Raw genomic sequence first — 22,415 nt, 5'->3', positions numbered from 1 at the left:
GTAGAAAGCCTCTTGCTTAATTTTGATTACAAGGGTTTACGATTATCTAGTCATCTTTGTCATAATCGGAGTCTGACTAAAATATGTATTTCATGAATGAAGGAAGAAGCAAGCTGAACTGTGAGCATTGTTTAGGAGGCAAAAGTATGAATCGGAAAATTCTTGTCTTTGTGTATGGAACTCTCCGCCAGTATGAACAAAATGAACATTTATTGAGGGGAGCAAAATGTTTAGCTAGACATTGCTGGACACCTGGGATACTATACGACACAGGAAAAGGTTATCCTGCAATGTGTTGTGATCCTTTGCAACGTGTTTATGGTGAATTATATGAAATATCATACGAACAACTTCAAACACTAGATGTGTTGGAAGGATATAGAGGTGAAAACAAAAGCAATCTCTATGACAGAATTATTCAATCAGTCTTCACTGATCTTATTCGTTATGACAATGTTTTTGTTTATATATATAAGAACACACAGGAGAAAATGACTCATATTCCTTTCGGAGATTGGAAGTGTCATAGATATTTGAATAATGATAATCTCTTATATTTTGCATACGGGTCATGTATGGATGACGAACGATTTAGAAAATCAAAAGTGGATCATTTATTTAAACTTGTAAAAGGATGTGGAAAGGCACACGGCTTTTCTTTAGCTTATACCCGTAAGTCAAGCGATGGTGGAAGAGCAGATATTATTGAAGCTAAAAACACTGTTGAAGGGAAGGTTTATAAAATAACAAAAGAATGCTTGAGCTATTTGTATCGTCGTGAAGGTGTTCAAGCAAAAATATACCGCCCTGCTTTTATAGATATTGAAATGAATGGGAAGACTTACACCAACGTTTTAACTTTCCTTGTTATTGATAAAAATGAAGAAACAGCTCCACCAGAGCACTATGCAAGGGAGATATTACGTGGAGCAAAGGGTTTTGTTAGTGATCAATATTTTGAGAAGCTTAAAGATGAATTATATAAAAAATTCAAAATGATTGTATCGATTTAAGATGCTTGAAAACTTATGCAATTGCCTTTTTAGTTTTCATTGACTTGTTTTTATTTGGGAATACAGATGGAATACTAAAGCCACAAATTACTACAAACGTCATGAGAATGTAAAAGAGTGGTCCAGAAAGATCTACAAATAAAAGAGTACCTATGACAAGGAATCGGGAAATGAAAAACATCCACTCTCTCCAAAACAGGAAACTAACCTTTTTGGATATATTTTCGTTTTGGAGTACTGATAATTGACCAGAAAATATAATCGTATTAACATAAAATAAACCGAAAGTAGTACAAATGTTGGATATAATAAGTAAAATCGATCCTCCAATTATTGCACAAATAAATCCAATTGATATTAGTGTCATACCAATCCTCAACCAGGTTTTATAGGAAATTGTTTGTATTTGATTAAATAATTTTAATGCGATGATCGATGAGAATGTATACACAATATTTAATAATGCAATAAGCCATTCATTTTCTGTAATTTGAAATGTAAAGATAAGCACAAAAAGATTTTGAAACATCATAACAACACCATGAAAAAAAGTTGTTTTTAACATTAGTTTCATTCGTTTTGTAGCAACATTTCTAAACGAAAATACTTTTCTAAAGGAAATTCGTTCATCTACATTTTTTAAAGTGAAGTTTGGAATACGAAATGACATAATAAACATGAGTGATACAAAAATTAGCATGAGTAAAAAGCTACCAATAAAACCCACTAGCTCGATGATTGCGGCAGAGAGAAGAGGAATGCTAATTGAGATTATCTGGCCAACGATTGCAAATACGGAGAAAAAAATAACAAATTCTTTTCCTTTTCCATAAACCGACAGCATGATATTCATACCACCCCAATAAGAACCCATCATCGCTCCGATTGGTAACGCATACATTACAATTCCAACTAGCTCATTTTCAGGATGAAAGCCTGATAATAATAAAAACGAAATAGCACCAAAAAAAGCACTTAATCGGACTAATGTTTTGATGGAATGATTGATTAATTGCTTTGTTGCATATGAATAACAGAATGCTGACGAAAAGACCATCCAAATATTATACCAAGCAACATCAAATAAATCATGATTACGTTCCCAAATATACAAATTGACAAAGATTCCAATATAGACAAATATAATCATAGCACTTGCACACATCATTAGTAATTGTTTCATCTCGCCGGTTAACTTCATAGAATTTACTCCTTTTTTAATCATGTTTATTAACATTGATTTTCGTGATAATGTCTTTCAAATCCTTCTTGAATACATATGTATAAAAAATATATTTAACTTAATATATTAGTGTAAACCCTCTTATTTTAATTTATTAATAATAAAAATAAAAAATAATCATATTATTATAGAATGCGCTTTCACACTTTGGTAAAATCAGATAATAGAAGCATTAAGTTATAAAAGTAAAAAAAGATTGACATTTTTAATTAAACAAGGGAGATGGGAAATATTATTGATCATGATGAACAAGGGCTATCGACCAAAAAGATCCTATGGTTCTTTATCCCTTTAGGATTATCAGCTAGCTTAGTTACGTTTTCTCACATGATTATTAATGGGACTTTAACAAGAGGTGAGAACGCTGAGGTTATTATTGCTAGTTATGTAATTGCTATGAGCTTATTTGGAATAACAGAACGTCTAGGTGTTTTATTACGGAACGCCTGCTCAGCGCTAGTTCGTGACAAAGTATCATTTAAAGTGATGTCGACGGTAGCTGCCTATGTTTTAACAGGTTTAATGATGGTGGCAGGTATCCTAGCCTATACTCCGGTAGGTAAGTGGATTTTTTCTACCTTTTTTGGTGCTGATACGGAAATGACTGCACATATTGTTGATGTCTATCAAATTCTAATCATTGTAACCTTTTTTTCAGCTATTCGGTGTCTATTCCAAGGGGTTATTATTTTAAATAGGCAAACGAAATGGCTAACCATTGGTATGGTCGTTAGGTTAGTTGTTATGTATATATTATCCATCGTATTTATTAACACTGGCAATATAAATGCAAAAACAGGAGCATATATTTTTTTAGCCGGAATGGTGATAGAAAGTTTAGTTAGTTTTATAGAGGGGCGAATATTAGTCAAAAAGATGGTTAAGGATGATGTAAATCATAATATTACAAAAAAGTCCCAAATATTTAATTTTTACAATCCTTTGATTCTCTCATCTTTAATTATCGTCATGGTTGGACCAATAATAAATGCTTTTTTAGGTAAAACACATGAAATTGAATTAGCAATAGCGTCATATGCAATTGCTCTAAGTATTACACAATTATTCTTAAGTTTTTTCACCTATACACATCAAATTGTTCTAACTTTTTATAAAGAACATCCTCAAAAGGTTCAAAAATTCACTTTAATGATGGGGTTCATTCCTACTGGGATATTAGCATTGTTTTGCTACTCTCCTTTAGGGGCATTTTTTATTGAGCATCTTTTAGGTGCAAATGAACGCTTAGTTAACGCAAGTTTGGATAGTTTAAAAGTTTTTATCTTAATGACACTAGTCTTTCCTTTTATCGACTTTTGTAATGGTTTATTAATGGTTAGAAAGCGCACAAAGGTTATGGTTCTATCACAATCAACCAATTTAATCTTTACATTTTTAGTTTTAGTTATAACCTCTAGTCTTTTTCCTTATTGGAACGGAAAGATAGGTGCTTTGGCACAATCAATTGGGATGCTAACAGAATTATGCGTGTTGTTTTTAATTATTTATAAAATGGAGAAAAAGTTGAATCATAGTAATGGATTGAAACATCGGGAAAATAAATATGTAAATGGATAAGAAAAAAGCTACCTTGCTAGGTGGCTTTTTTTGTTGTAAAAAGCAGACAAGGTCTGATAAGTAATATACTGCTTAAGTCTTAGTAGCAATTAAACCTCTAGCTTGTTATTCACTATTTAATAACTCGTTATCATATAGAAAGAAGGGAATTTAGAGCAAAAAGCAAACATATAGCTCTTTGTTCAACGCGGTATATGATGAGTGTTATTAAACGTATCCCTTCAATCATTTTTGGAGGGTCTTTTATGAAAAACAAACAAGTGTATATATTTCTAACAGATACAGGTACGTTATTTACAAGGATGATCAAGCTTTACACAAAGAGTACTTTAAATCACGCATCGATTGCTTTTGACGAGGAACTTAATGAGATGTATAGTTTTGGTCGAAAGAATGTAAGGAATCCATTTATTGGGGGATTTGTGAGAGAAGATATTCATACAGAGTTATTTAAGGAGGCAAAATGTGCAATATATAGTTGTACTGTTACGGAATTTGAATATTACCAACTAAAAAGAAATATAAAAAAAATTGAACTTAGTGAGCGGGACTATAAATATAACCTAATTGGATTATTAGGGGTTGTTTTAAATATTGATTTAGAAAGGAAAAATGCATTTTTTTGCTCTCAATTTGTTGCGACACTATTAAGTAATAATGGAATTTCCCTTGTTGATAAGCCGCTATCCCTTGTTACTCCACAGGATTTAAGTGAAGCGAAGCAGCTTAAATTAATATATGAAGGTGATTTAGACTCATATCCTGCGGTTAAATTAAGGGAGGGTAACAGCACTCCGCACTCATATATTGACAATACGGTTAACTACTTAATAACTAAGAAATCCCGAACAAAAGCTACTTTTCTATCTGCATATCATAAAGTTAGAGCTTTTATGTAGGTGGAAATAAAGTACTAATAATGACTAAAAAATGGGATAGAAAATTAAACTTCCTGTTACTATTTTTTAACAGTTTCTTTAGCAATTACAACATCATCATATTCTCATCCTGTTATGTTAAAATAATTTGTATAGATGAATCTTTGTTTAAAAATATAACATGAACAAATTTGACCCATTTTGTTCTCTTACTTAACAATTATCAAAATAAAGGAGATCTTTTGATGAACATCCTTAAGAAAAGCATAATCTTCGGAATTGCTGCCACAATACAAGGTGTTGCAATGGCGACCTTTTTATTCCCACACTTTATCCCTTCAGGTGGTGCTGCAAGTTTAGGTGTAGTGTTAAATTACTTATTTCATTTACCGTTTGCGTTTACACTTTGGATCTTAAATGCGAGTTTATTAGTTGCTGCAGTAAAATGGCTAGGAAAAAGTAGTGTAATTTGGACCATGTATTGTGTGACAGTTACTTCTGCTACAATCAATTTCATTTCCCCTTTAATTGAACAGCCCATTTCAAATGTTATACAGGATCTAATTATAGGTTCATTGATCTTTGGTGTAGGAATAGGAATATTATTTCGAATGGGTGCATCTTCAGGTGGGATGGACATTTTGGCTTTAATTCTGTCAAAAACGAAAGGACTACCACCGGGGAAGACGTTATTTTGGATTAACGGAAGTTTATTAGTTTTAACAGGAGTAGTTGTTGACTGGACAATAATCTTGTATGCAGTAGTTTGTCAATTTATTGGAACGAGGATCATAGATATTATCTACAAGTTACCACTTAAATCGAGGGAATTAGAAGTGGTAAATGGATATGAATCGATTTGAAATGAATATTTATTATAAATAAATACAATTCTAGAAAAGAATCTAAATGGGGGGCAATGATCTTGAGTGAAAACATTGATGACTATATCCAACAAGGGATACACGGTGTACGAGAAATAAAACCAGATGAAAGACGGAGATTTTTAGGCACTTTAAGAGAACGTGTTTTGGTTGTTTTGACAAAACAACAAGTAAGGGAAAAAGGTACATATATTGAAGTTGAAGAATTAATGAAGAAAAATAAAGAAGCAACGTTGTTTTTGAACGGAACAATGAATTACACCTACTTGTCAGATTATATTAAGCTAGCTAATCAAATCGGAACGAAATTTTTAATTTCTACAAACAAAGAATATGATTCTGAACTAGGTCTAGTTTTGGCATATGATTATGCAATAAACAAAGAAGATATTTACATAGAGAAACAAAAAGATGTGTTTGAGGAAGAACCAGAAGATGATCATCACTTAATTCATTTTTTCAAAAAATTATTTTAATATTTTTGTACAAACGAAATAAATGCCTACAATTTAAATGTCATCCCATCATTAAATAAAGAGAAAGGATAATACAGATAGGGATGGATGGATATGGCCAAAAGGTATCGGGGGAAAAGCTTATATAAATTACCTTCAAATGGACGAGGTAAATGTCCATTATGTGGAAAGACTGGAATTAAGTTATTATATCCACATAGAACGGAAACAAATCAACTTATAAATGTTTGCAAAAACTGCCGCCATAAAGAATAAGCTGGTTTGAAAACATCATAGGTTGAGAATATTAGTCAACGCGATTTCGTGTTGGCTTTTTTTTGTTCCCTTTAAAAATCATACAAAGGATAAATTTCTTAATTTTGATATAAAGTCTAAATAATGCAAAAATTCAATGTTGATTATAAGTAGCTTTTAGATGGAATAGTATATAAATAGGTATATATTTTTTCTTATTGATATATTTAAGGAGGCAAGAGAATGAACACGATAGTGACGAATATGACAGGTAGTGTCTGGAGATTATTGGTTCAGGCTGGAGATGAAGTAGAAAAAGGTCAAGATGTTGTAATCTTAGAATCAATGAAAATGGAAATTCCAATTGCAGCAGAAGTAAGTGGTAAAGTAAAAAAAATAAAAATAAATGAAGGTGACTTTGTAAGCGATGGTGATGTGTTAATTGAGTTAGAGTAAAATAGTCAAAAAAACCGGAGGGGTATGGCATGAATTGGCCAGAAACGGTAACGATTAAGGAGGTTGGACCACGTGATGGGTTGCAAAATGAGAAAATATTTATTACGACAAGCGATAAAATCAGCTGGATCAATCAATTATCACATACAGGATTAACGTATATTGAAATTACCTCTTTTGTTCACCCAAAATGGATTCCAACATTAGCGGATGCTATGGAGGTGGCGAAAAAAATAAAACGTGTAGATGGTGTAACATATGCTGCACTTGTTCCAAATTTAAAAGGTCTTGAAAAGGCGATTGAAGCAGATATTGATGAAGTTTCAGTGTTTATGTCTGCCAGTGAAACTCATAATAAAAAAAATATTAATAAATCCATAGAAGAAACATTCCCTGTATTGGAAAAAGTCGTAAAGAAAGCACATGAATCAGGAAAGTCAGTTCGGGGCTATATATCTACCGTGTTCGGTTGTCCGTATGAGGGCGATGTATCGATTCATTCGATTGGAGATATCTCAGAGAAATTGTTTGATATGGGAATTTGTGAATTATCACTTGGAGATACAATTGGGGTAGCGAATCCTAGACAAGTCCAAGAAGTATTAACTGTATTACTAAAAAAATTTCCTGCAAAGTCCTTAGCTATGCACTTTCATAATACACGAGGAACAGCGCTTGCGAATGTAATCGCTTCCTTTGAGATGGGCGTAACGACAATAGATAGCTCTATCGGTGGACTCGGAGGCTGTCCTTATGCACCAGGAGCATCTGGTAATCTTGCAACAGACGATCTTCTTTACATGCTCGACGGGATGGGGGTATTAACTGGTGTTAACAAACAAAAGCTTGATAAAGCGGCATTATATATCCAAGAAAAAATTGGTCGGCCATTGTTAAGTCATAACATTCAAGCTAACCAAGGGAAAATTAAAATCTAGCAATCTATATGCAAAAGGAACATATAGGGGGGAAACTACGTTGTCTTTCGATAAAACATTACAAGAGCGAGTAGAGAAAATTAAAAAAGGCGGTGCTTCAAAATACCATGAAAAAAATACAACGAAAGGAAAGCTTTTTGTCCGTGAGCGGTTAGAATCCCTTTTTGATGATGGTTTACAAGTGGAGGATGCTCTATTTGCAAATTGCATGGAGGAGAATTTGCCTGCAGACGGTGTAGTCACAGGCATGGGGAAAGTAAATGGTCAAACCGTTTGTATAATGGCTAACGACTCGACAATTAAAGCAGGCTCCTGGGGCGCAAGAACAGTAGAAAAAATTATCCGAATACAAGAGACGGCAGAAAAACTTAGCATACCACTCATCTATCTCGTTGATTCTGCGGGTGCACGGATAACTGATCAAATTGAGATGTTTCCAGGTCGGCGAGGAGCTGGAAGGATTTTCTATAATCAAGTCAAACTTTCCGGAAAAATCCCACAAGTTTGCATTTTATTTGGACCTTCTGCAGCAGGCGGAGCGTATATCCCTGCTTTCTGTGATGTTGTAATTATGGTTAATGGAAATGCGTCTATGTACTTAGGATCTCCACGAATGGCTGAAATGGTGATAGGTGAAAAAGTTTCCCTCGAAGAAATGGGTGGAGCAAAGATGCATTGCTCCGTATCAGGTTGTGGTGATGTATTAGCTGATTCTGAGGAAGATGCAATAAAGCTTGCCCGTAAATACCTATCATATTTTCCTGCCAACTTTTCAGAAAAGCCACCAATGAAAGAAGCTGTAGCCCCTAACAATTTTGAAAAAACACTAGAAGAAATCATCCCGAAAAATCAAAATGCCCCATTTAATATGATGGATTTAATCGAACGTATTATTGATAAAGATTCATTTTTTGAAATTAAAAAATTATTTGCTCCTGAATTAATTACGGGGTTTTGTAGAATGAATGGGCAGTCAATCGGTATAGTAGCCAATCAGCCGCGAATGAAAGGTGGCGTTCTTTTCCATGATTCTGCAGATAAGGCGGCAAAATTTATTACATTATGTGATGCATTTAATATCCCATTGTTATTTCTAGCAGATATTCCAGGATTTATGATCGGAACAAAGGTGGAGAGAGCTGGGATTATACGTCATGGGGCAAAAATGATTTCTGCTATGTCAGAAGCAACTGTGCCCAAGATATCAATTATAGTTCGAAAGGCATATGGTGCTGGACTTTATGCGATGGCAGGTCCAGCATTTGAACCAGATTGTTGCCTTGCTTTACCTAGTGCCTCAATTGCAGTTATGGGTCCTGAAGCTGCCGTTAATGCGGTTTATGCAAATAAAATTGCTGAATTACCTGAGGGAGAACGATCTGCATTCATCGAACAAAAACGAGAAGAGTACCGCAAAGATATCGATATTTATCGATTAGCATCAGAAATGATCATTGACGGTGTCATCCCAGCAAATTCGCTTCGAAACGAACTACTCACACGTTTCGATACTTATATGTCTAAGTATGTATTATTTACACATCGAAAGCACCCTGTTTATCCAGTTTAATCCAAAGTTTATGATTAGGAAGGAGTATCCATGGTATGAAGTCAATTTTAGCGTCATTTGAAGAAGCAGTAAGAGAAATAAAAGATGGTGCAACAATAATGGTTGGCGGTTTCGGACTTGTTGGAATTCCTGAAAATTTAATTAAAGCTCTTTGTAATTCCGGTGTAAAAAATCTCACAGTGATCTCAAACAACTGTGGTGTTGATGATTGGGGATTAGGTTTATTATTGAAAAATAAACAAATTAAAAAAATGATTTCTTCTTATGTAGGTGAGAATAAGGAGTTTGAGCGTCAAGTATTAAACGGTGAACTCGAGGTTGAACTAATTCCACAAGGAACATTGGCTGAAAAAATTCGTGCAGGTGGTGCTGGGATTCCTGCCTTTTTTACTCCAGCTGGAGTTGGAACACCGATTTGCCAGGACCGAGAAACCCGTGTCTTTAATAACAAGGAATATTTACTAGAAGAATCTCTTACTGCTGATTTTAGTATAATCCGCGCCTGGAAGGCTGATAAATTCGGAAATCTTATTTACAACAAAACTGCACAAAACTTTAACCCAATGATGGCCACTGCTGGAAAGATAACGATTGCTGAGGTCGAATTACTGGAAGATGTTGGTGAGTTACCTCCCAATCAAATTCATACACCAGGTATCTATGTTCAGAAACTAGTCGTTGGAAAACAAGAAAAACGAATTGAACGGATAACTGTTCGTAATTAAGAGCATGAAACTATGTGAATAGGAGGTCTAGTATGTCTTCGAATAGTAGAGAAAAGATTGCTATAAAAGCAGAATGTGAGATTCGTGATGGAGATTATGTGAATTTAGGAATTGGGATGCCGACACTTGTAGCAAACTATATTTCTGAAGAAAAACAGGTTGTCCTTCAATCAGAGAATGGATTGTTAGGCATTGGACCTTACCCTACAAAAACTGAAGTGGATCCTGATTTGATAAATGCTGGAAAAGAAACGGTCACTGCTGCAAGAGGTGCTAGTTATTTTAATAGTACAGAATCCTTTGCCATGATCCGTGGTGGGCATATTGATGTTGCGATTTTGGGTGGAATGGAAGTTTCAGAGACCGGTGATCTTGCCAATTGGATGATTCCAGGGAAAATGATAAAGGGAATGGGCGGTGCAATGGACCTTGTTCATGGTGCAAAACGAATCATTGTGATCATGGAACATACAAACAAAAAGGGTCAAGCAAAAATAGTAAAACAATGTTCGCTACCTTTAACTGGAAAAGGTGTAGTAGATCGAATTATTACAGATCGAGCTGTTATAGATGTTACAAATTCAGGCCTGAAGCTGATCGAAGTGGCAAAAGGGTTTACTGTTGAAGATATTCAAGCAATGACTGAGCCCGATTTGATCATAGATGAACATGTAAAATTAAATGCTTTTTAAAGACAAACATTGTCAACTGATTTAATCTTTTCATTGCGATTAAGGAAAGGATTGATAAAGGATGAATTTCGATTTGACAAATGAACAAGAAATGATTCGTAAGTTGATCCATGATTTTGCTGAAGAAGAAGTTGCTCCCGAGGCAGACGCTAGAGATCGAACAGCTAAATTTCCAGAGGAGATCTTTGAAAAATTAGCAGAGCTTGGGATTATGGGTTTGCCTTTTCCAGAACAATATGGTGGCAGTGCAGCAGATACAATCAGTTTTGCAATCGTAGTAGAAGAGCTAAGTCGTGTGTGTGCTTCTACTGGTATCACCTATTCTGCTCATATTTCATTAGGAGCAGCACCGATACATTTATTTGGTACAGAAAAACAAAAACAGAAATATTTAACACCACTTTGTACGGGGGAGTATTTAGGTGCCTTTGGTCTAACAGAGCCAAATGCAGGGTCAGATGCTGGAGGGACTCAAACTACTGCATCACTACATGGTGACCAGTGGGTAATAACAGGTTCAAAATGCTTTATTACAAATGCAAGTTATGCAAAATATCTTGCAATTACAGCTGTAACCGATCGTTCAAAGGGAACTAATGGCATTAGCGCCTTCCTTGTACCTACAAATGCACATGGATTTACTGTTAATGATCGCTATGAAAAAATGGGTCTTCATTCTTCAAATACAGCTGAACTAGTTTTGGAAAATGTTAGCATTCCCAAAGAAAATCTTCTTGGTGTAGAAGGAAATGGATATAAACAGTTTTTAGCTACGTTAGATGGCGGAAGAATTGGAATCGGAGCAATGGCTGTTGGGATTGCTCAAGGAGCCTATGAAAAATCGCTCCAATATGCAAAAGAGAGAAAACAATTTGGAAAAAGCTTGTCAGCATTTCAGGCGATACAATTTAAATTAGCTGATATGGCTATGAATATTGAATTAGCTCGAAATATGGTTTATAAAGCAGCGTGGTTAAAGGATCAAGGAAAAGGATTTAAAAAGGAAGCAGCTATTGCAAAATTATTTGCATCAGAAATGTGTATGAAGGTATGTGATCAAGCGATACAGATTCATGGCGGTTATGGTTATATGAAGGAATATCAGGTGGAGAGATTCTTCCGGGATGCAAAACTATTGGAGATCGGTGAAGGGACATCAGAGGTACAACGAATGGTTATTGCACGCCAAATAGGCTGTTAACTTGGAGGGAGTAAAGCTATGTTCAAAAGAGTTCTTATCGCTAATCGTGGAGAAATTGCAGTGCGCATTATGCGGACGTGCAAGTCTTTGGGGATTTTTACGATTGGGATTTACTCACAAGCAGATAAAGATGCACCTCATGTCAAAATCGCGGATGAGGCTTGTTTACTAGGTGGTCCGAGAGTAGCTGAGAGCTATTTAAACATCGATAAAATTCTCGAAGTGGCTCTACTAAGTGAGGCAGAGGCTATTCACCCAGGCTATGGCCTCCTTTCTGAAAATGCTGATTTTGCTCGACGTTGTGAAGCATTGGGAATTGTGTTTATTGGTCCATCTCCTGATGTTATTGCTCAGATGGGCAGTAAAATTGAAGCACGCAAAGCAATGAAGGAAGCTGGTGTACCAGTTGTTGAAGGAATCTCCTATCCATTAGCAAATGCGGAAGAAGCGGTGAAGGTAGCGGAAAGTATTGGTTACCCTGTCATGCTCAAGGCTTCAGCTGGTGGTGGTGGAATTGGGATGCAAATTGTTAGGAATGCATCGGAAATCCTCAAAATGTATGAAGGAAATCAAAAACGGGCAAACGATTTTTTTGGTGACGGAGCAATGTACGTGGAAAAATATATAGAAAATCCAAGACATATTGAAATTCAAATCCTTGCAGATCAATTTGGAAATACTGTTTATTTATGGGAACGTGAATGCTCAATACAGCGACGCCATCAGAAAGTCGTCGAGGAAGCACCATCACCGTTTCTTGATGAGGTTACTCGTGTAAAAATGGGTGAGACATCGGTCAGAGCTGCCAAATCAATTGACTATAAAAACGCTGGAACATTTGAGTTTTTAGTTGATGAGAATAAAAACTTCTTTTTTCTAGAAATGAATACACGTCTCCAAGTAGAACATCCTGTTACAGAAGAAATTACTGGATTAGATTTAGTTGCTGAGCAGCTAAAAATTGCTGCAGGCTGTTCATTGGATTTTTCACAGAAAGATATAAAACGAGAAGGTCATGCGATCGAAGTGAGAATTTATGCTGAGGATCCTAAAACCTTTTATCCATCACCTGGAAAAATAAATAAAATAGACTTACCAAAGGGACCAGGTATTCGCCATGAACTGGGTATCCATGACCAATCAGTTGTTACACCTTTTTATGATCCGATGATTGCAAAGCTAGTTGTAAGTGGAAAGCAACGCGATGATGTGATTGATATTCTTCAAAAAGCACTAGTAAACTACCATATTCAAGGAATTAAAACAAATATCCCAATGCTTAAAGAAGTTGTAGCTCATCCTGCTTTCCTTTCTGGTCAAGCAACTACAAGTTTTGTTGATAAGTTCATAAATAAACATTGAACTTGGAGGGGAAGGGATGAGTAAACCAGTATTAATCTCTACAGTGATGAATGGAATTGCTATTATGACTTTAAATCGTCCAGAAGTAGCAAATTCATTATCACTTCACTTGTTAGAAGAATTACAAGAAGCAATATTTTCATATAAATTCGATAAGTCTGTTCGTTGTATCATAATCACCGGGACTGGTGAAAAAGCATTTTGCGCAGGGGCAGACTTAAAAGAAAGAGCAGAAATGGACATGACTCAAGTGCGAAGGACAGTTGAGAAGATACGAAGAACAATTAATGAACTAGAAGCATTACCACAACCGGTCATTGCAGCCGTGAATGGTGGCGCATTTGGTGGTGGGCTAGAATTAGCATTGGCCTGTGATATCCGAATTGCATCAGAAAAGGCGAAGTTTGGTTTGACAGAGACTTCGCTCGGTATTATTCCAGGTGCCGGTGGAACACAAAGGTTACCAAGATTAATTGGAAAAGGGAAAGCAAAAGAATTAATCTATACAGCTAAAAGAATTGATGCGAAAGAGGCAAAGGAAGTTAGATTAGTAGAATATGTGGTTCCGGCTGAAGCTTTGTTAAATAAGGCAATAGAATTAGCCAATCTAATTGTTAGGAATGCTCCAATTGCAGTAGAACAAGCAAAATTATCGATTGATAAAGGGTACGAAGTAGATATTAATACTGGTCTTTCTATTGAGAAAAGTTCATATGAATTAACAATTCCAACGAAAGATCGCTTAGAAGGTCTCCAAGCATTTAAGGAAAAACGGTCGCCTAATTTTGTTGGAGAATAATAAAAATGGAATAATCATGATTGGAAAATGTATATACTTTAAAGATATAGAGATTATTCTTACTTACTTGTCACAGAAAAAATCGTTTCTAAGATATCCCCAAAATCTATAATCAACCTAACTACAAAAAGTATTAGATTGATTGTTTAGGAGGGATTAACATGCAAGTATTTTACACCGTGCGCTCTGGTGACACGCTGTATCAAATTGCGACAAGATGGGAGCTACCGGTCGATTCCCTTATTGCTGCAAATCATTTACTCCCACCTTATACAATTTATATCGGTCAACAGCTCTCGATTCCACCTGGTGTCAATGTTACTCAGATTAAAAAAGGTGATACAATTTTTCAATTATCTCAATTTTATGGTGTTCCACAAACTGTTATTGTGGAAGAAAACGCGCTTCAGCCTCCCTATATGATTCATCCAGGCCAGTTACTTAAGATACCACCTGGCGTTCCATACTATATTGTTTATCCAGGAGATACGCTTTATCAAATTGCAAAACGTTTTAATGTTGTAGTTGGAGGAACCATCAATCCTGAACCAATACGGTTAGTTAACCAGCTCAAAAGCGATGTCATTTACCCTGGAATGAAGCTGAAAATCCCGTACTCTCCACCTCTTGTAAGTGGTTTGATTGCTTATACTTCAAATCGAGGGGGTCATGATGATATTTGGTTATATAACCCTAGTAGTGGAAAGAGTGATCAGCTTACAAATGGTATAGGTGATCGTTTTTCTGTTCCTGTTTGGTCATTGGATACTAAAAACATCGCTTTTGTTGGAAAGAACGCTATTCTTTATGTGATTAATATAGATAGCGGGGATATTGCTAAAATTGATCAGTTTGAGAAAGGAGAAGGTATCCATCTAGACTGGTCACCAAATAATCACCAGCTTGCTTATATTAATAATGCGAATATTGTTTTGTATGATATCAGTACACATCAAGTAGAGAGAATAAATGCACCTGCTGCAACTGATGTTGAGTGGTTTCCTAGCGGTGAGGAATTATTATTTCAAGCACCTGATTCCTCTGGCACTAGTCAACTTTTCCGAATTCGTAAAAACGGAAACGATATGCGGGTAGTTACGAGGAACACAGAAGGACGGCTAAATAATGTTCGTCTATCCCCTAATGGAGCATATGCTCTTTATACAACACCAGGAGCGAGTATTTCAATCGTTCATACTGTTGACATTTCAACTGGAATAACAAGTGAAGTAAAAGGAGGGCCACTCGCGAAAAATTACTTTCCTGAATGGTCACCAGATTCGAAAAATATTGCATATAGTGCAACAGCATTTGAAGATAGGGGATATTTTTCCTTAATTAGGTCCTCCGAAAGAAAAGGAGAAAATGATCGGACATGGGCTATATCAGATTGCTATGCAACACCGATCACTTGGTCGCCTGATGGAAGAAAAATTGGTTACCTTTCTGCTTGTAATGAACAAGGAATTGCCAGTGAAATGTGGGTGGTAGATATTAAGCATCCAGCTCCGATTCGCTTAGTTGAAGGTGTTCAGATCACTTCCTTACAATGGTCTCCTAAACAAAATAGCGAACAGTGGAAGACCTTTATAAGCGACGTATATAAGGTTCGCTTAACCTATCCAGCAAGCTGGAAACAAGTTGGAGATGAAAGATTTGAAGGACTAGACGGCTTTTTCCAAATTTCTGCTATTTCCAGTAGTTCAAATATTGATGAGGTATGTCGTAATGAAGCATTCCATCAATTGATGCCATATGGGTCTCAACCAACAATAAATAAAAGCAATATTCAATCACAAGATGCATGTTTTATCTACCCTTCTCAGGATCAGCCACAGGAAATGAAGGGGCAGGCTGCATTAATTGTTAAATACCCAGAACCTATTCAAATCCAGGGTACAATTTATCAATTCTTTATTTTATGGGCTGATATGGATCATATAAATAAGATAGGATCTACACTCAATTTTATCTGAAAACTAATCTAGACAGACACGGTGTTCGAAAGTACCTGTCTGTTTTTTGTTTTTTAATACAATTCTTGAACTTTGGATTAATAACCAACCGAAGGACGGTTAATCGATATATTTCAAATGAAAATTCATATATAATTGTGATATGAAGGTTTAAAATACGAATGAAATTGCTTTTGATTTATTGATTGTTCGTTTATAATATCGGTAAATGGATAGAGGAGGATATGAAGCATGTATAATTCAAAGAAGATTTTATTGCTAGGGTCAGGTGAATTAGGAAAAGAGGTTATGATAGAAGCTCAACGTCTTGGTGTTGAGACGGTTGCTGTTGATAGATACGAAGGTGCACCTGCAATGCAAGTGGCACATCGAAGCTATGTTATCGATATGCTTGATCCGAAGGAAGTAAGGGATATTGTTGAAAAGGAAAAACCTGACTTAATTGTTCCAGAAATTGAAGCAATTGCAACTTCTGAACTTATCAAATTAGAAGAAGAAGGCTTTCAAGTGATCCCCACTGCACGGGCGGCAAAACTAACGATGGATCGTGAGGGGATTAGAAGACTTGCTGCAGAGACATTACAGCTACCAACAGCAAAATATGAATTTGCTGATACATATGAAGAATTTGAGCAAGCTACAAGAAACATTGGTTTTCCGTGCGTAATTAAGCCACTTATGAGTTCATCAGGCAAAGGACAAAGTGTTTGCCACTCAAAAGAAGAGATTGAGGAATGTTGGAAAATAGCAATGGAGGGTGGAAGAGTGCAAAACGGAAGAGTCATTATCGAAGAATTCATTCGATTTGATTCGGAAATCACACTGTTAACCGTTCGTGCGGTTAATGGAACAAAGTTTTGTGCACCAATTGGTCATATCCAAAAAGATGGAGATTATATTGAATCTTGGCAGCCACATCAAGTGACTGAGGGACAAATTCAAGAGGCAAAAAAAATTGCTCAGGTGATTACAGATGAGCTAGGTGGTTATGGATTATTTGGTGTAGAGCTATTCCTTGCTCAAGATAAGGTTTATTTTAGCGAAGTCTCCCCACGTCCGCATGATACAGGATTAGTTACTCTAGTGACACAAAATTTATCTGAGTTTGCTCTCCATATTCGAGCTATATTGGGCTTTCCAATTCCTGAGATAACGCTTGTAACACCTGGCGCAAGTCGCCCATTAAAAGCAATCGAAGAAATGAATGAATATCGAGTCGAAGGATTAGAACAAGCTCTAGCTGTAACAAATACGCAGGTGCGAGTATTTGGAAAACCTGTAACAAAAGTTGGTCGTAGAATTGCAGTTACCTTATCTACAGCAGAAACCGTTGAAATTGCAAAAAAACAGGCTAAAAATGCTCTGGATTATTTAACGATTAAACAATAACAATTACATTTAATTTCCCAGGGAAGCGCAGGTTTAGACACCGTTATCGATTTTTTGTGTTTTTTATGTCATATTACAGAACTCCGAAAGAGAAAGTCCATTCCTTTAGGTGTGGGAGTATCAATTGTAATAAATATATAATTTGTTTGTAACTTGGTAAAATCATAAGATGCCTTAGGGATAAATATACTTATATGGGAGCATAAATCCAAAAGAATTCAGATCTGAAACTACACTTTTTAGTTAAATACTGCTCCTTAATTAGAAGAAGCAGGAGGGAACCACATGACGTGTAAAAGCTGTGATGGTAGTAGATTAATAAACTGTCAGAACTGTTCTGGAGAAGGTTTTGATTTCGGTAATCACAAGTGTGATTCATGTTCTGGTGAGGGTGTCATTGCATGTTCAACATGTGAAGGAAAAGGATCGATTGGATTTTTTAAATGGTTAAAGTCTAGTTAATAATATCTAAATGAAATCAAGTTAACTAAAAGCTCTACTAATATTACATTTAAAATGTGGTGGAAATAAATCAAGAAGAGCCTAACGCTTAGATGATTGTAAATAAAATCATTTGTGATTAGGCTCTTTTTTTATGAGTTTTTCGAGTGATATCGAAAGTTATCTTTAATTAGTTTACATAACTATATTATAGTTAATTGAATTTTTAGGTTTATTCAACATCATTATGTTCTGCATTCCTATTATATTCATTCCAAGTTGATTTCCCAATGTTGTGGTAGATGTTGAAAATAATAAACGCTCGATTGGACACATTAAAATAAAAAGGAAAGAATCTGATCTCGACAACTGGAGGAATCTAAATGGATGCTATGACCTTTGTCTTATTTGGAGCAACAGGGGATTTAGCTAAACGAAAAATTATCCCCGCACTATACAGTCTATATGTTGATCAGAAATTGCCTCCTTCATTTTCTTTCATTGGAGTAAGTTTAATTGAATTATCAGATGAGGAGTTTCACGAGAATGTTGAACAATCTGTACATACATTTTCTGAAGGTGGATCAAATGATTATTCGAAATTAAAAGATTTTCTTCCATCCATTCGTTATTGTAAATTAGATGTGACAAATGAAGGTGAGTATAAAAAATTACTTAATCTTATTCAACTACGTGAAGAGGAATTGAATATTCCTGAGAATCGGATGTTTTATATGTCTGTTGCTCCAACATTTTTTGATGTCATTGCCTTGAACATTAAAAAAAGTGGGTTGGGATCGACTAGAGGATGGAAACGTCTTATTATTGAAAAACCATTTGGACATGACTTAAAATCAGCTCAAGAATTAAACGAGAAATTGAGCACTACCTTTCAAGAAGAGGAAATTTATCGGATAGATCATTATCTAGGTAAACCGATGGTGCAAAACTTGGAGGCATTAGAATTTGCAAATCCGATATTTCAAACTCTGTGGAACAATCAACACATTGCCAATATTCAAATTACTGCAAGTGAAACAGTTGGAGTCGAAAAAAGAGCAAGCTATTATGATAAAGCTGGCGCAATTCGCGATATGTTTCAAAATCATATGATGCAATTGTTAATGATGACAAGCATGCATTTACCAAAACGAATTACTGCAGAAGATATTCGAAATGAAAAAAAGAAAATCATTGAATCTGTTCGTCCATTGAAAAAAGAAAATGTTCGTTCAGATGTTATTCGAGGTCAATATGGTTCAGGTGAAATTGATGGAAAATCAGTTATCGGGTATATAGAAGAACCTGGAATTACACCATCTTCTAAAAATGATACATTTGTTGCCGTTCGATTGTGGATAGATGACCCTTTTTGGCAGGGAGTACCATTTTATATTCGAACCGGCAAACGAATGAAGAAGAAGTCCACACGTATAGTCATTGAATTCAAAAATCCTTTAAAAGAGTTATATGTTAATCAAAACGAGGACCCAACACCAAACTTATTAATCATCGGGATTAACCCAAACGAAGGAGTATCTTTACAATTAAATAGTAAAAATCCATTAAAGGATGGAAAAATCGAGCCAATAAACATCGAATTTTCAGCTGACCAAGACGATGTTCCAAAAGCTTATGAGCTCTTACTATTAGATGCTTTTGAAGGAGACGCTACTTTCTTTGCTCATTGGAAGGAGGTTGAACTATCTTGGAAATGGGTTCAACCTATTCTAGAAGCATTTGAAGAAAATCTTGTTCCTCTTCATATTTACCCATCAGGATCCTATGGACCGGATGCTTCTCATCGATTACTTGAAGATGATGGATTTGGCTGGTGGTTAGACAAAAAATCTCTTGAATCATCAAAGGTTGCTCCTCAAGAAAGCTAATGATTAAAAAGAACAACTTTTTTGTAACATTTTTAGTGTGATTAAATTCGAATAACTTTGCTAGGAGGTAGAGAATGTGAAGGTAGGAGTCATTGGTCTAGGGAAAATGGGATTAAACATTAGCAAGAATCTTCTTGACCACAATCACGAAGTTGTTGCGTTCGATATAAATTCAAGTGCGATCGAGGAAATTAAAGAGTATGGTGCCAAAGGTACTTTAAGTTTAAAAGAACTTGTTCAATCGTTGGAAAAGCCAAGAGTATTGTGGATTATGGTCCCACATTCAGTTGTAGATTCATTAATTAACGATGTGACCCCATTCTTAACAGCCGGAGATATTGTCATTGAGGCTGGTAATTCACATTATAAAGAATCAATTCGCCGTTCTGAAGAATTCAAAAAAATTGGGGTAAGCTTTCTTGATGCAGGTACATCAGGTGGCATGGAAGGTGCTCGTAATGGTGCAAATTATATGGTAGGCGGAGATCCAGAGGCTTGGAGGATTGTAGAACCAATTTTCCGAGATACCGCAGTTGAAAAAGGCTATTTATATACTGGGAAATCTGGTAGTGGTCACTTTTTGAAAATGGTTCATAATGGAATTGAATATGGCATGATGGCAGCGATCGGTGAAGGATTTGAAGTTTTAGAAAAGAGTGAATTTGAATATGACTATGAAAAAGTAGCTAGAGTTTGGAGTAACGGTTCAGTTATCCGTTCATGGCTTATGGAGTTAACTGAAAGTGCATTTTCAAAAGATGGAAAATTGGAAGATATTAAAGGAGTCATGCACTCATCAGGTGAAGGGAAATGGACAGTTGAAACTGCATTAGATTTACAAGCAGCTACTCCTGTAATCGCCCTGTCACTCTTAATGCGTTATCGATCCTTGGAGAATGATACATTTACTGGAAAAGTTGTAGCAGCATTACGAAATGAATTTGGTGGACATGCTGTTGAGAAAAAGTGAAATATAGATATCATAAGAGAGTCTTTTGACTCTCTTATATTTTTGTTTTCTTAATGTTGATTAAAGAATTATGTGATGATATAAATAGGGAGATTATATTGATTCAGATCGTAAGAGCAAAAGAAAGGAATGAAATAAAAATGTCAGATATTCATCCGGTTATTAAGAAGCTACAATTTAAAGACCAAGGACAACATATATTAATTATAAATGCACCAAAAGCATATGAAGAGGTTATGACTGGGTTTGAAGGTGAAATACATATTAATGCTGAGGATGAAGGATATGATTTTGTACAAGTTTTCGGTACATCTAATGTGGAGTTGCAAACTTTTGCTCGTAGCGCTGAAGCCTATGTAAAAGAAGATGCTCTCTTTTGGCTTTGCTATCCTAAGAAATCATCAAAACTTTACAAAGGGTCAGATTGCAGTCGTGAAAGTGTAACTAAAATGCTTACCAATGAAGGCTACGAGCCTGTTCGACAAATTGCTATCGACGAGGATTGGTCAGCTCTGCGTTTTCGCAAGGTAGAAAATATTAAGTCGATGACACGAAAGTTTGCTGTTACGGAAAAAGGAAAAATACGTACAGATCAGTAAGGAAAACAAAAAACTTCCTTCTCGCATATATTCACTCAAATCTAGATAAAAGGATTTTTGTCATCACTAATTATTCACTTAACTTTGCACCTAATAAAAAGAGATGAGATAAAGTACTTAAGAGGATACCTACACAAGAGTTTGACCGGTGTCCGTTTACAATCATTATCAATTCTCTTATAATTACGTAGACTCAATAAAACGAATAGTAGCAAATAGGTTCTTACCATTGTTAAAAATAACATCTAACTATGGTAAGAATAATAGGGAAGTTGGTGTAAATCCAACGCGGTCCCGCCACTGTAATCACGGAGTGAAACAACCTAAACCCACTGTAACACATGTTATGGGAAGGGGGTTGTAAAAGCAATGATGTGTAAGCCAGGAGACCTGCCTATTTGTCCAAATCAAGTAACCTTCGAGGAAAAGGGAATTGAAAGAATAAGAGGAGAAATTAATTAGAGGACACTCGAATTAACTACTATTCTTTTAAACTCTCGCCTTTCCGTATTGGATAGGCGTTTTTTTGTTCAATAAATTGGTAGGGGGAATATCAGGTGGAAGAAAAACAAAAAGGATTAACACTCATTTTCACAGGCAATGGTAAAGGTAAAACAACAGCCGCAATCGGTCTTACAGTACGAGCAGTTGGTCAGGGAATGTCAGTAAAGATTTTACAATTTATAAAATCAAAAGGAAGATCGTATGGAGAAAAAGTATCGCTAGAAAAGTTAGGAGTTGAAATGATTCAGCTGGGTGAGGGCTTTACATGGACAAAAACTCCAGAGGTTCATAGAAATGCATTAGAGTCAGCATGGAGGATTGCAAAAGAGACCGTTATGTCTGGAAAATATGATGTAGTAATTTTAGATGAACTAAATAACGCACTTGCGATCGATTCATTTCCAATTGATGACGTTCTCCCAATCAATGAGGTAAAAGAGCTTATTCAAACGAAGCCACCACATGTTCATCTTGTCATTACAGGTAGGAATGCAAAGGAAGAAATAAAAGAATTGGCAGACCTAGTTTCAGTCGTAGATGTAGAAAAGCATTATTATGACGAAGGTATACCAGCAGTAAAAGGAATCGAATTCTAATT

Annotated in this window: 21 protein-coding genes and 1 riboswitch; of the genes, 20 read left to right on the top strand and 1 reads right to left on the bottom strand. The window is 35.6% G+C overall.

What is annotated here, in order from left to right:
* Positions 1-146 precede the first annotated feature (146 nt).
* Complete coding sequence (locus HUW50_RS24405) at positions 147-1,013, top strand: gamma-glutamylcyclotransferase family protein (protein WP_066339598.1); 867 nt, start codon at positions 147-149, stop codon at positions 1,011-1,013.
* A gap of 13 nt (positions 1,014-1,026) precedes the next feature.
* On the opposite strand, the gene HUW50_RS24400 is transcribed toward HUW50_RS24405, so the two are convergent.
* Positions 1,027-2,214, bottom strand: coding sequence for a hypothetical protein (locus HUW50_RS24400; protein WP_066339597.1), 1,188 nt, complete (start codon positions 2,212-2,214; stop codon positions 1,027-1,029).
* Between the two features lie 264 nt (positions 2,215-2,478).
* Here HUW50_RS24400 and HUW50_RS24395 point away from each other — a divergent pair, with 264 nt between their 5' ends.
* The 19 genes from HUW50_RS24395 to HUW50_RS24305 all read left to right on the top strand — a co-directional run bounded on the left by HUW50_RS24395 (position 2,479) and on the right by HUW50_RS24305 (position 22,413).
* Positions 2,479-3,834, top strand: coding sequence for an MATE family efflux transporter (locus HUW50_RS24395; protein ID WP_066339595.1), 1,356 nt, complete (start codon positions 2,479-2,481; stop codon positions 3,832-3,834).
* Between the two features lie 245 nt (positions 3,835-4,079).
* On the top strand, positions 4,080-4,733 hold the full coding sequence (locus HUW50_RS24390) for a C40 family peptidase (RefSeq protein ID WP_185653439.1): 654 nt from the start codon (positions 4,080-4,082) through the stop codon (positions 4,731-4,733).
* A gap of 224 nt (positions 4,734-4,957) precedes the next feature.
* Positions 4,958-5,575, top strand: coding sequence for a YitT family protein (locus HUW50_RS24385; RefSeq protein WP_185653438.1), 618 nt, complete (start codon positions 4,958-4,960; stop codon positions 5,573-5,575).
* A gap of 56 nt (positions 5,576-5,631) precedes the next feature.
* Positions 5,632-6,072 carry a YueI family protein gene (locus HUW50_RS24380; protein WP_066339588.1) on the top strand — a complete coding sequence of 147 codons (441 nt, stop codon included), beginning with the start codon at positions 5,632-5,634 and terminating at the stop codon, positions 6,070-6,072.
* A 477-nt stretch (positions 6,073-6,549) separates the two neighbouring features.
* Positions 6,550-6,762: an acetyl-CoA carboxylase biotin carboxyl carrier protein subunit gene (locus HUW50_RS24375; protein WP_066339583.1), complete on the top strand. Its 213-nt coding sequence runs from the start codon at positions 6,550-6,552 to the stop codon at positions 6,760-6,762.
* A 29-nt stretch (positions 6,763-6,791) separates the two neighbouring features.
* Positions 6,792-7,700 carry a hydroxymethylglutaryl-CoA lyase gene (locus tag HUW50_RS24370; RefSeq protein WP_185653437.1) on the top strand — a complete coding sequence of 303 codons (909 nt, stop codon included), beginning with the start codon at positions 6,792-6,794 and terminating at the stop codon, positions 7,698-7,700.
* A gap of 40 nt (positions 7,701-7,740) precedes the next feature.
* Positions 7,741-9,270, top strand: a complete 1,530-nt coding sequence (locus HUW50_RS24365) for an acyl-CoA carboxylase subunit beta (protein ID WP_066339576.1) — start codon at positions 7,741-7,743, stop codon at positions 9,268-9,270.
* A 35-nt stretch (positions 9,271-9,305) separates the two neighbouring features.
* Positions 9,306-9,995, top strand: coding sequence for a CoA transferase subunit A (locus tag HUW50_RS24360; RefSeq protein ID WP_066339573.1), 690 nt, complete (start codon positions 9,306-9,308; stop codon positions 9,993-9,995).
* A 32-nt stretch (positions 9,996-10,027) separates the two neighbouring features.
* On the top strand, positions 10,028-10,687 hold the full coding sequence (locus tag HUW50_RS24355; RefSeq protein ID WP_066339571.1) for a CoA transferase subunit B: 660 nt from the start codon (positions 10,028-10,030) through the stop codon (positions 10,685-10,687).
* A 61-nt stretch (positions 10,688-10,748) separates the two neighbouring features.
* Positions 10,749-11,888 carry an acyl-CoA dehydrogenase gene (locus HUW50_RS24350; RefSeq protein ID WP_066339568.1) on the top strand — a complete coding sequence of 380 codons (1,140 nt, stop codon included), beginning with the start codon at positions 10,749-10,751 and terminating at the stop codon, positions 11,886-11,888.
* An 18-nt stretch (positions 11,889-11,906) separates the two neighbouring features.
* The gene (locus HUW50_RS24345) at positions 11,907-13,250 is read left to right on the top strand and encodes an acetyl-CoA carboxylase biotin carboxylase subunit (RefSeq protein ID WP_066339566.1); all 1,344 of its coding nucleotides are present in this window, start codon (positions 11,907-11,909) and stop codon (positions 13,248-13,250) included.
* Between the two features lie 16 nt (positions 13,251-13,266).
* On the top strand, positions 13,267-14,049 hold the full coding sequence (locus HUW50_RS24340) for an enoyl-CoA hydratase (protein ID WP_066339563.1): 783 nt from the start codon (positions 13,267-13,269) through the stop codon (positions 14,047-14,049).
* Positions 14,050-14,210: 161 nt separating this feature from the next.
* The gene (locus tag HUW50_RS24335; protein ID WP_066339560.1) at positions 14,211-16,025 is read left to right on the top strand and encodes a LysM peptidoglycan-binding domain-containing protein; all 1,815 of its coding nucleotides are present in this window, start codon (positions 14,211-14,213) and stop codon (positions 16,023-16,025) included.
* A gap of 231 nt (positions 16,026-16,256) precedes the next feature.
* Positions 16,257-17,414, top strand: coding sequence for a phosphoribosylglycinamide formyltransferase 2 (gene purT / locus HUW50_RS24330; protein WP_185653436.1), 1,158 nt, complete (start codon positions 16,257-16,259; stop codon positions 17,412-17,414).
* Between the two features lie 285 nt (positions 17,415-17,699).
* Positions 17,700-17,876 carry a hypothetical protein gene (locus HUW50_RS24325; RefSeq protein WP_157094517.1) on the top strand — a complete coding sequence of 59 codons (177 nt, stop codon included), beginning with the start codon at positions 17,700-17,702 and terminating at the stop codon, positions 17,874-17,876.
* Positions 17,877-18,238: 362 nt separating this feature from the next.
* Positions 18,239-19,744 carry a glucose-6-phosphate dehydrogenase gene (gene zwf, locus HUW50_RS24320; RefSeq protein WP_185653435.1) on the top strand — a complete coding sequence of 502 codons (1,506 nt, stop codon included), beginning with the start codon at positions 18,239-18,241 and terminating at the stop codon, positions 19,742-19,744.
* A gap of 76 nt (positions 19,745-19,820) precedes the next feature.
* Positions 19,821-20,714, top strand: coding sequence for a phosphogluconate dehydrogenase (NAD(+)-dependent, decarboxylating) (gene gnd, locus HUW50_RS24315; RefSeq protein WP_066339551.1), 894 nt, complete (start codon positions 19,821-19,823; stop codon positions 20,712-20,714).
* Positions 20,715-20,854: 140 nt separating this feature from the next.
* Positions 20,855-21,313: a DUF3052 domain-containing protein gene (locus HUW50_RS24310; RefSeq protein WP_066339681.1), complete on the top strand. Its 459-nt coding sequence runs from the start codon at positions 20,855-20,857 to the stop codon at positions 21,311-21,313.
* 200 nt (positions 21,314-21,513) lie between these two features.
* A riboswitch (cobalamin riboswitch) is annotated at positions 21,514-21,725 on the top strand.
* Positions 21,726-21,870: 145 nt separating this feature from the next.
* Positions 21,871-22,413: a cob(I)yrinic acid a,c-diamide adenosyltransferase gene (locus HUW50_RS24305; protein ID WP_066339547.1), complete on the top strand. Its 543-nt coding sequence runs from the start codon at positions 21,871-21,873 to the stop codon at positions 22,411-22,413.
* The last annotated feature ends 2 nt before the right edge of the window (positions 22,414-22,415 follow it).

The organism is Metabacillus sp. KUDC1714 (assembly GCF_014217835.1).
GTDB lineage: Bacteria > Bacillota > Bacilli > Bacillales > Bacillaceae > Metabacillus > Metabacillus rhizosphaerae.
Note: the sequence above shows the minus strand (reverse complement) of the source record. Positions and strands in the feature narration are given on the sequence as shown.

Coding starts and splice junctions, on each gene's coding strand:
- HUW50_RS24385 (WP_185653438.1), top strand. CDS start 4,958: ATGAACATCCTTAAGAAAAGCATAATCTTCGGAATTGCTGCCACAATA.
- zwf (WP_185653435.1), top strand. CDS start 18,239: ATGGATGCTATGACCTTTGTCTTATTTGGAGCAACAGGGGATTTAGCT.
- HUW50_RS24340 (WP_066339563.1), top strand. CDS start 13,267: ATGAGTAAACCAGTATTAATCTCTACAGTGATGAATGGAATTGCTATT.
- HUW50_RS24400 (WP_066339597.1), bottom strand. CDS start 2,214: ATGAAGTTAACCGGCGAGATGAAACAATTACTAATGATGTGTGCAAGT.
- HUW50_RS24310 (WP_066339681.1), top strand. CDS start 20,855: ATGTCAGATATTCATCCGGTTATTAAGAAGCTACAATTTAAAGACCAA.
- HUW50_RS24380 (WP_066339588.1), top strand. CDS start 5,632: ATGATCTTGAGTGAAAACATTGATGACTATATCCAACAAGGGATACAC.
- HUW50_RS24345 (WP_066339566.1), top strand. CDS start 11,907: ATGTTCAAAAGAGTTCTTATCGCTAATCGTGGAGAAATTGCAGTGCGC.
- HUW50_RS24355 (WP_066339571.1), top strand. CDS start 10,028: ATGTCTTCGAATAGTAGAGAAAAGATTGCTATAAAAGCAGAATGTGAG.
- purT (WP_185653436.1), top strand. CDS start 16,257: ATGTATAATTCAAAGAAGATTTTATTGCTAGGGTCAGGTGAATTAGGA.
- HUW50_RS24390 (WP_185653439.1), top strand. CDS start 4,080: ATGAAAAACAAACAAGTGTATATATTTCTAACAGATACAGGTACGTTA.
- HUW50_RS24395 (WP_066339595.1), top strand. CDS start 2,479: ATGGGAAATATTATTGATCATGATGAACAAGGGCTATCGACCAAAAAG.
- HUW50_RS24405 (WP_066339598.1), top strand. CDS start 147: ATGAATCGGAAAATTCTTGTCTTTGTGTATGGAACTCTCCGCCAGTAT.
- HUW50_RS24335 (WP_066339560.1), top strand. CDS start 14,211: ATGCAAGTATTTTACACCGTGCGCTCTGGTGACACGCTGTATCAAATT.
- HUW50_RS24350 (WP_066339568.1), top strand. CDS start 10,749: ATGAATTTCGATTTGACAAATGAACAAGAAATGATTCGTAAGTTGATC.
- HUW50_RS24325 (WP_157094517.1), top strand. CDS start 17,700: ATGACGTGTAAAAGCTGTGATGGTAGTAGATTAATAAACTGTCAGAAC.
- HUW50_RS24360 (WP_066339573.1), top strand. CDS start 9,306: ATGAAGTCAATTTTAGCGTCATTTGAAGAAGCAGTAAGAGAAATAAAA.
- HUW50_RS24375 (WP_066339583.1), top strand. CDS start 6,550: ATGAACACGATAGTGACGAATATGACAGGTAGTGTCTGGAGATTATTG.
- HUW50_RS24370 (WP_185653437.1), top strand. CDS start 6,792: ATGAATTGGCCAGAAACGGTAACGATTAAGGAGGTTGGACCACGTGAT.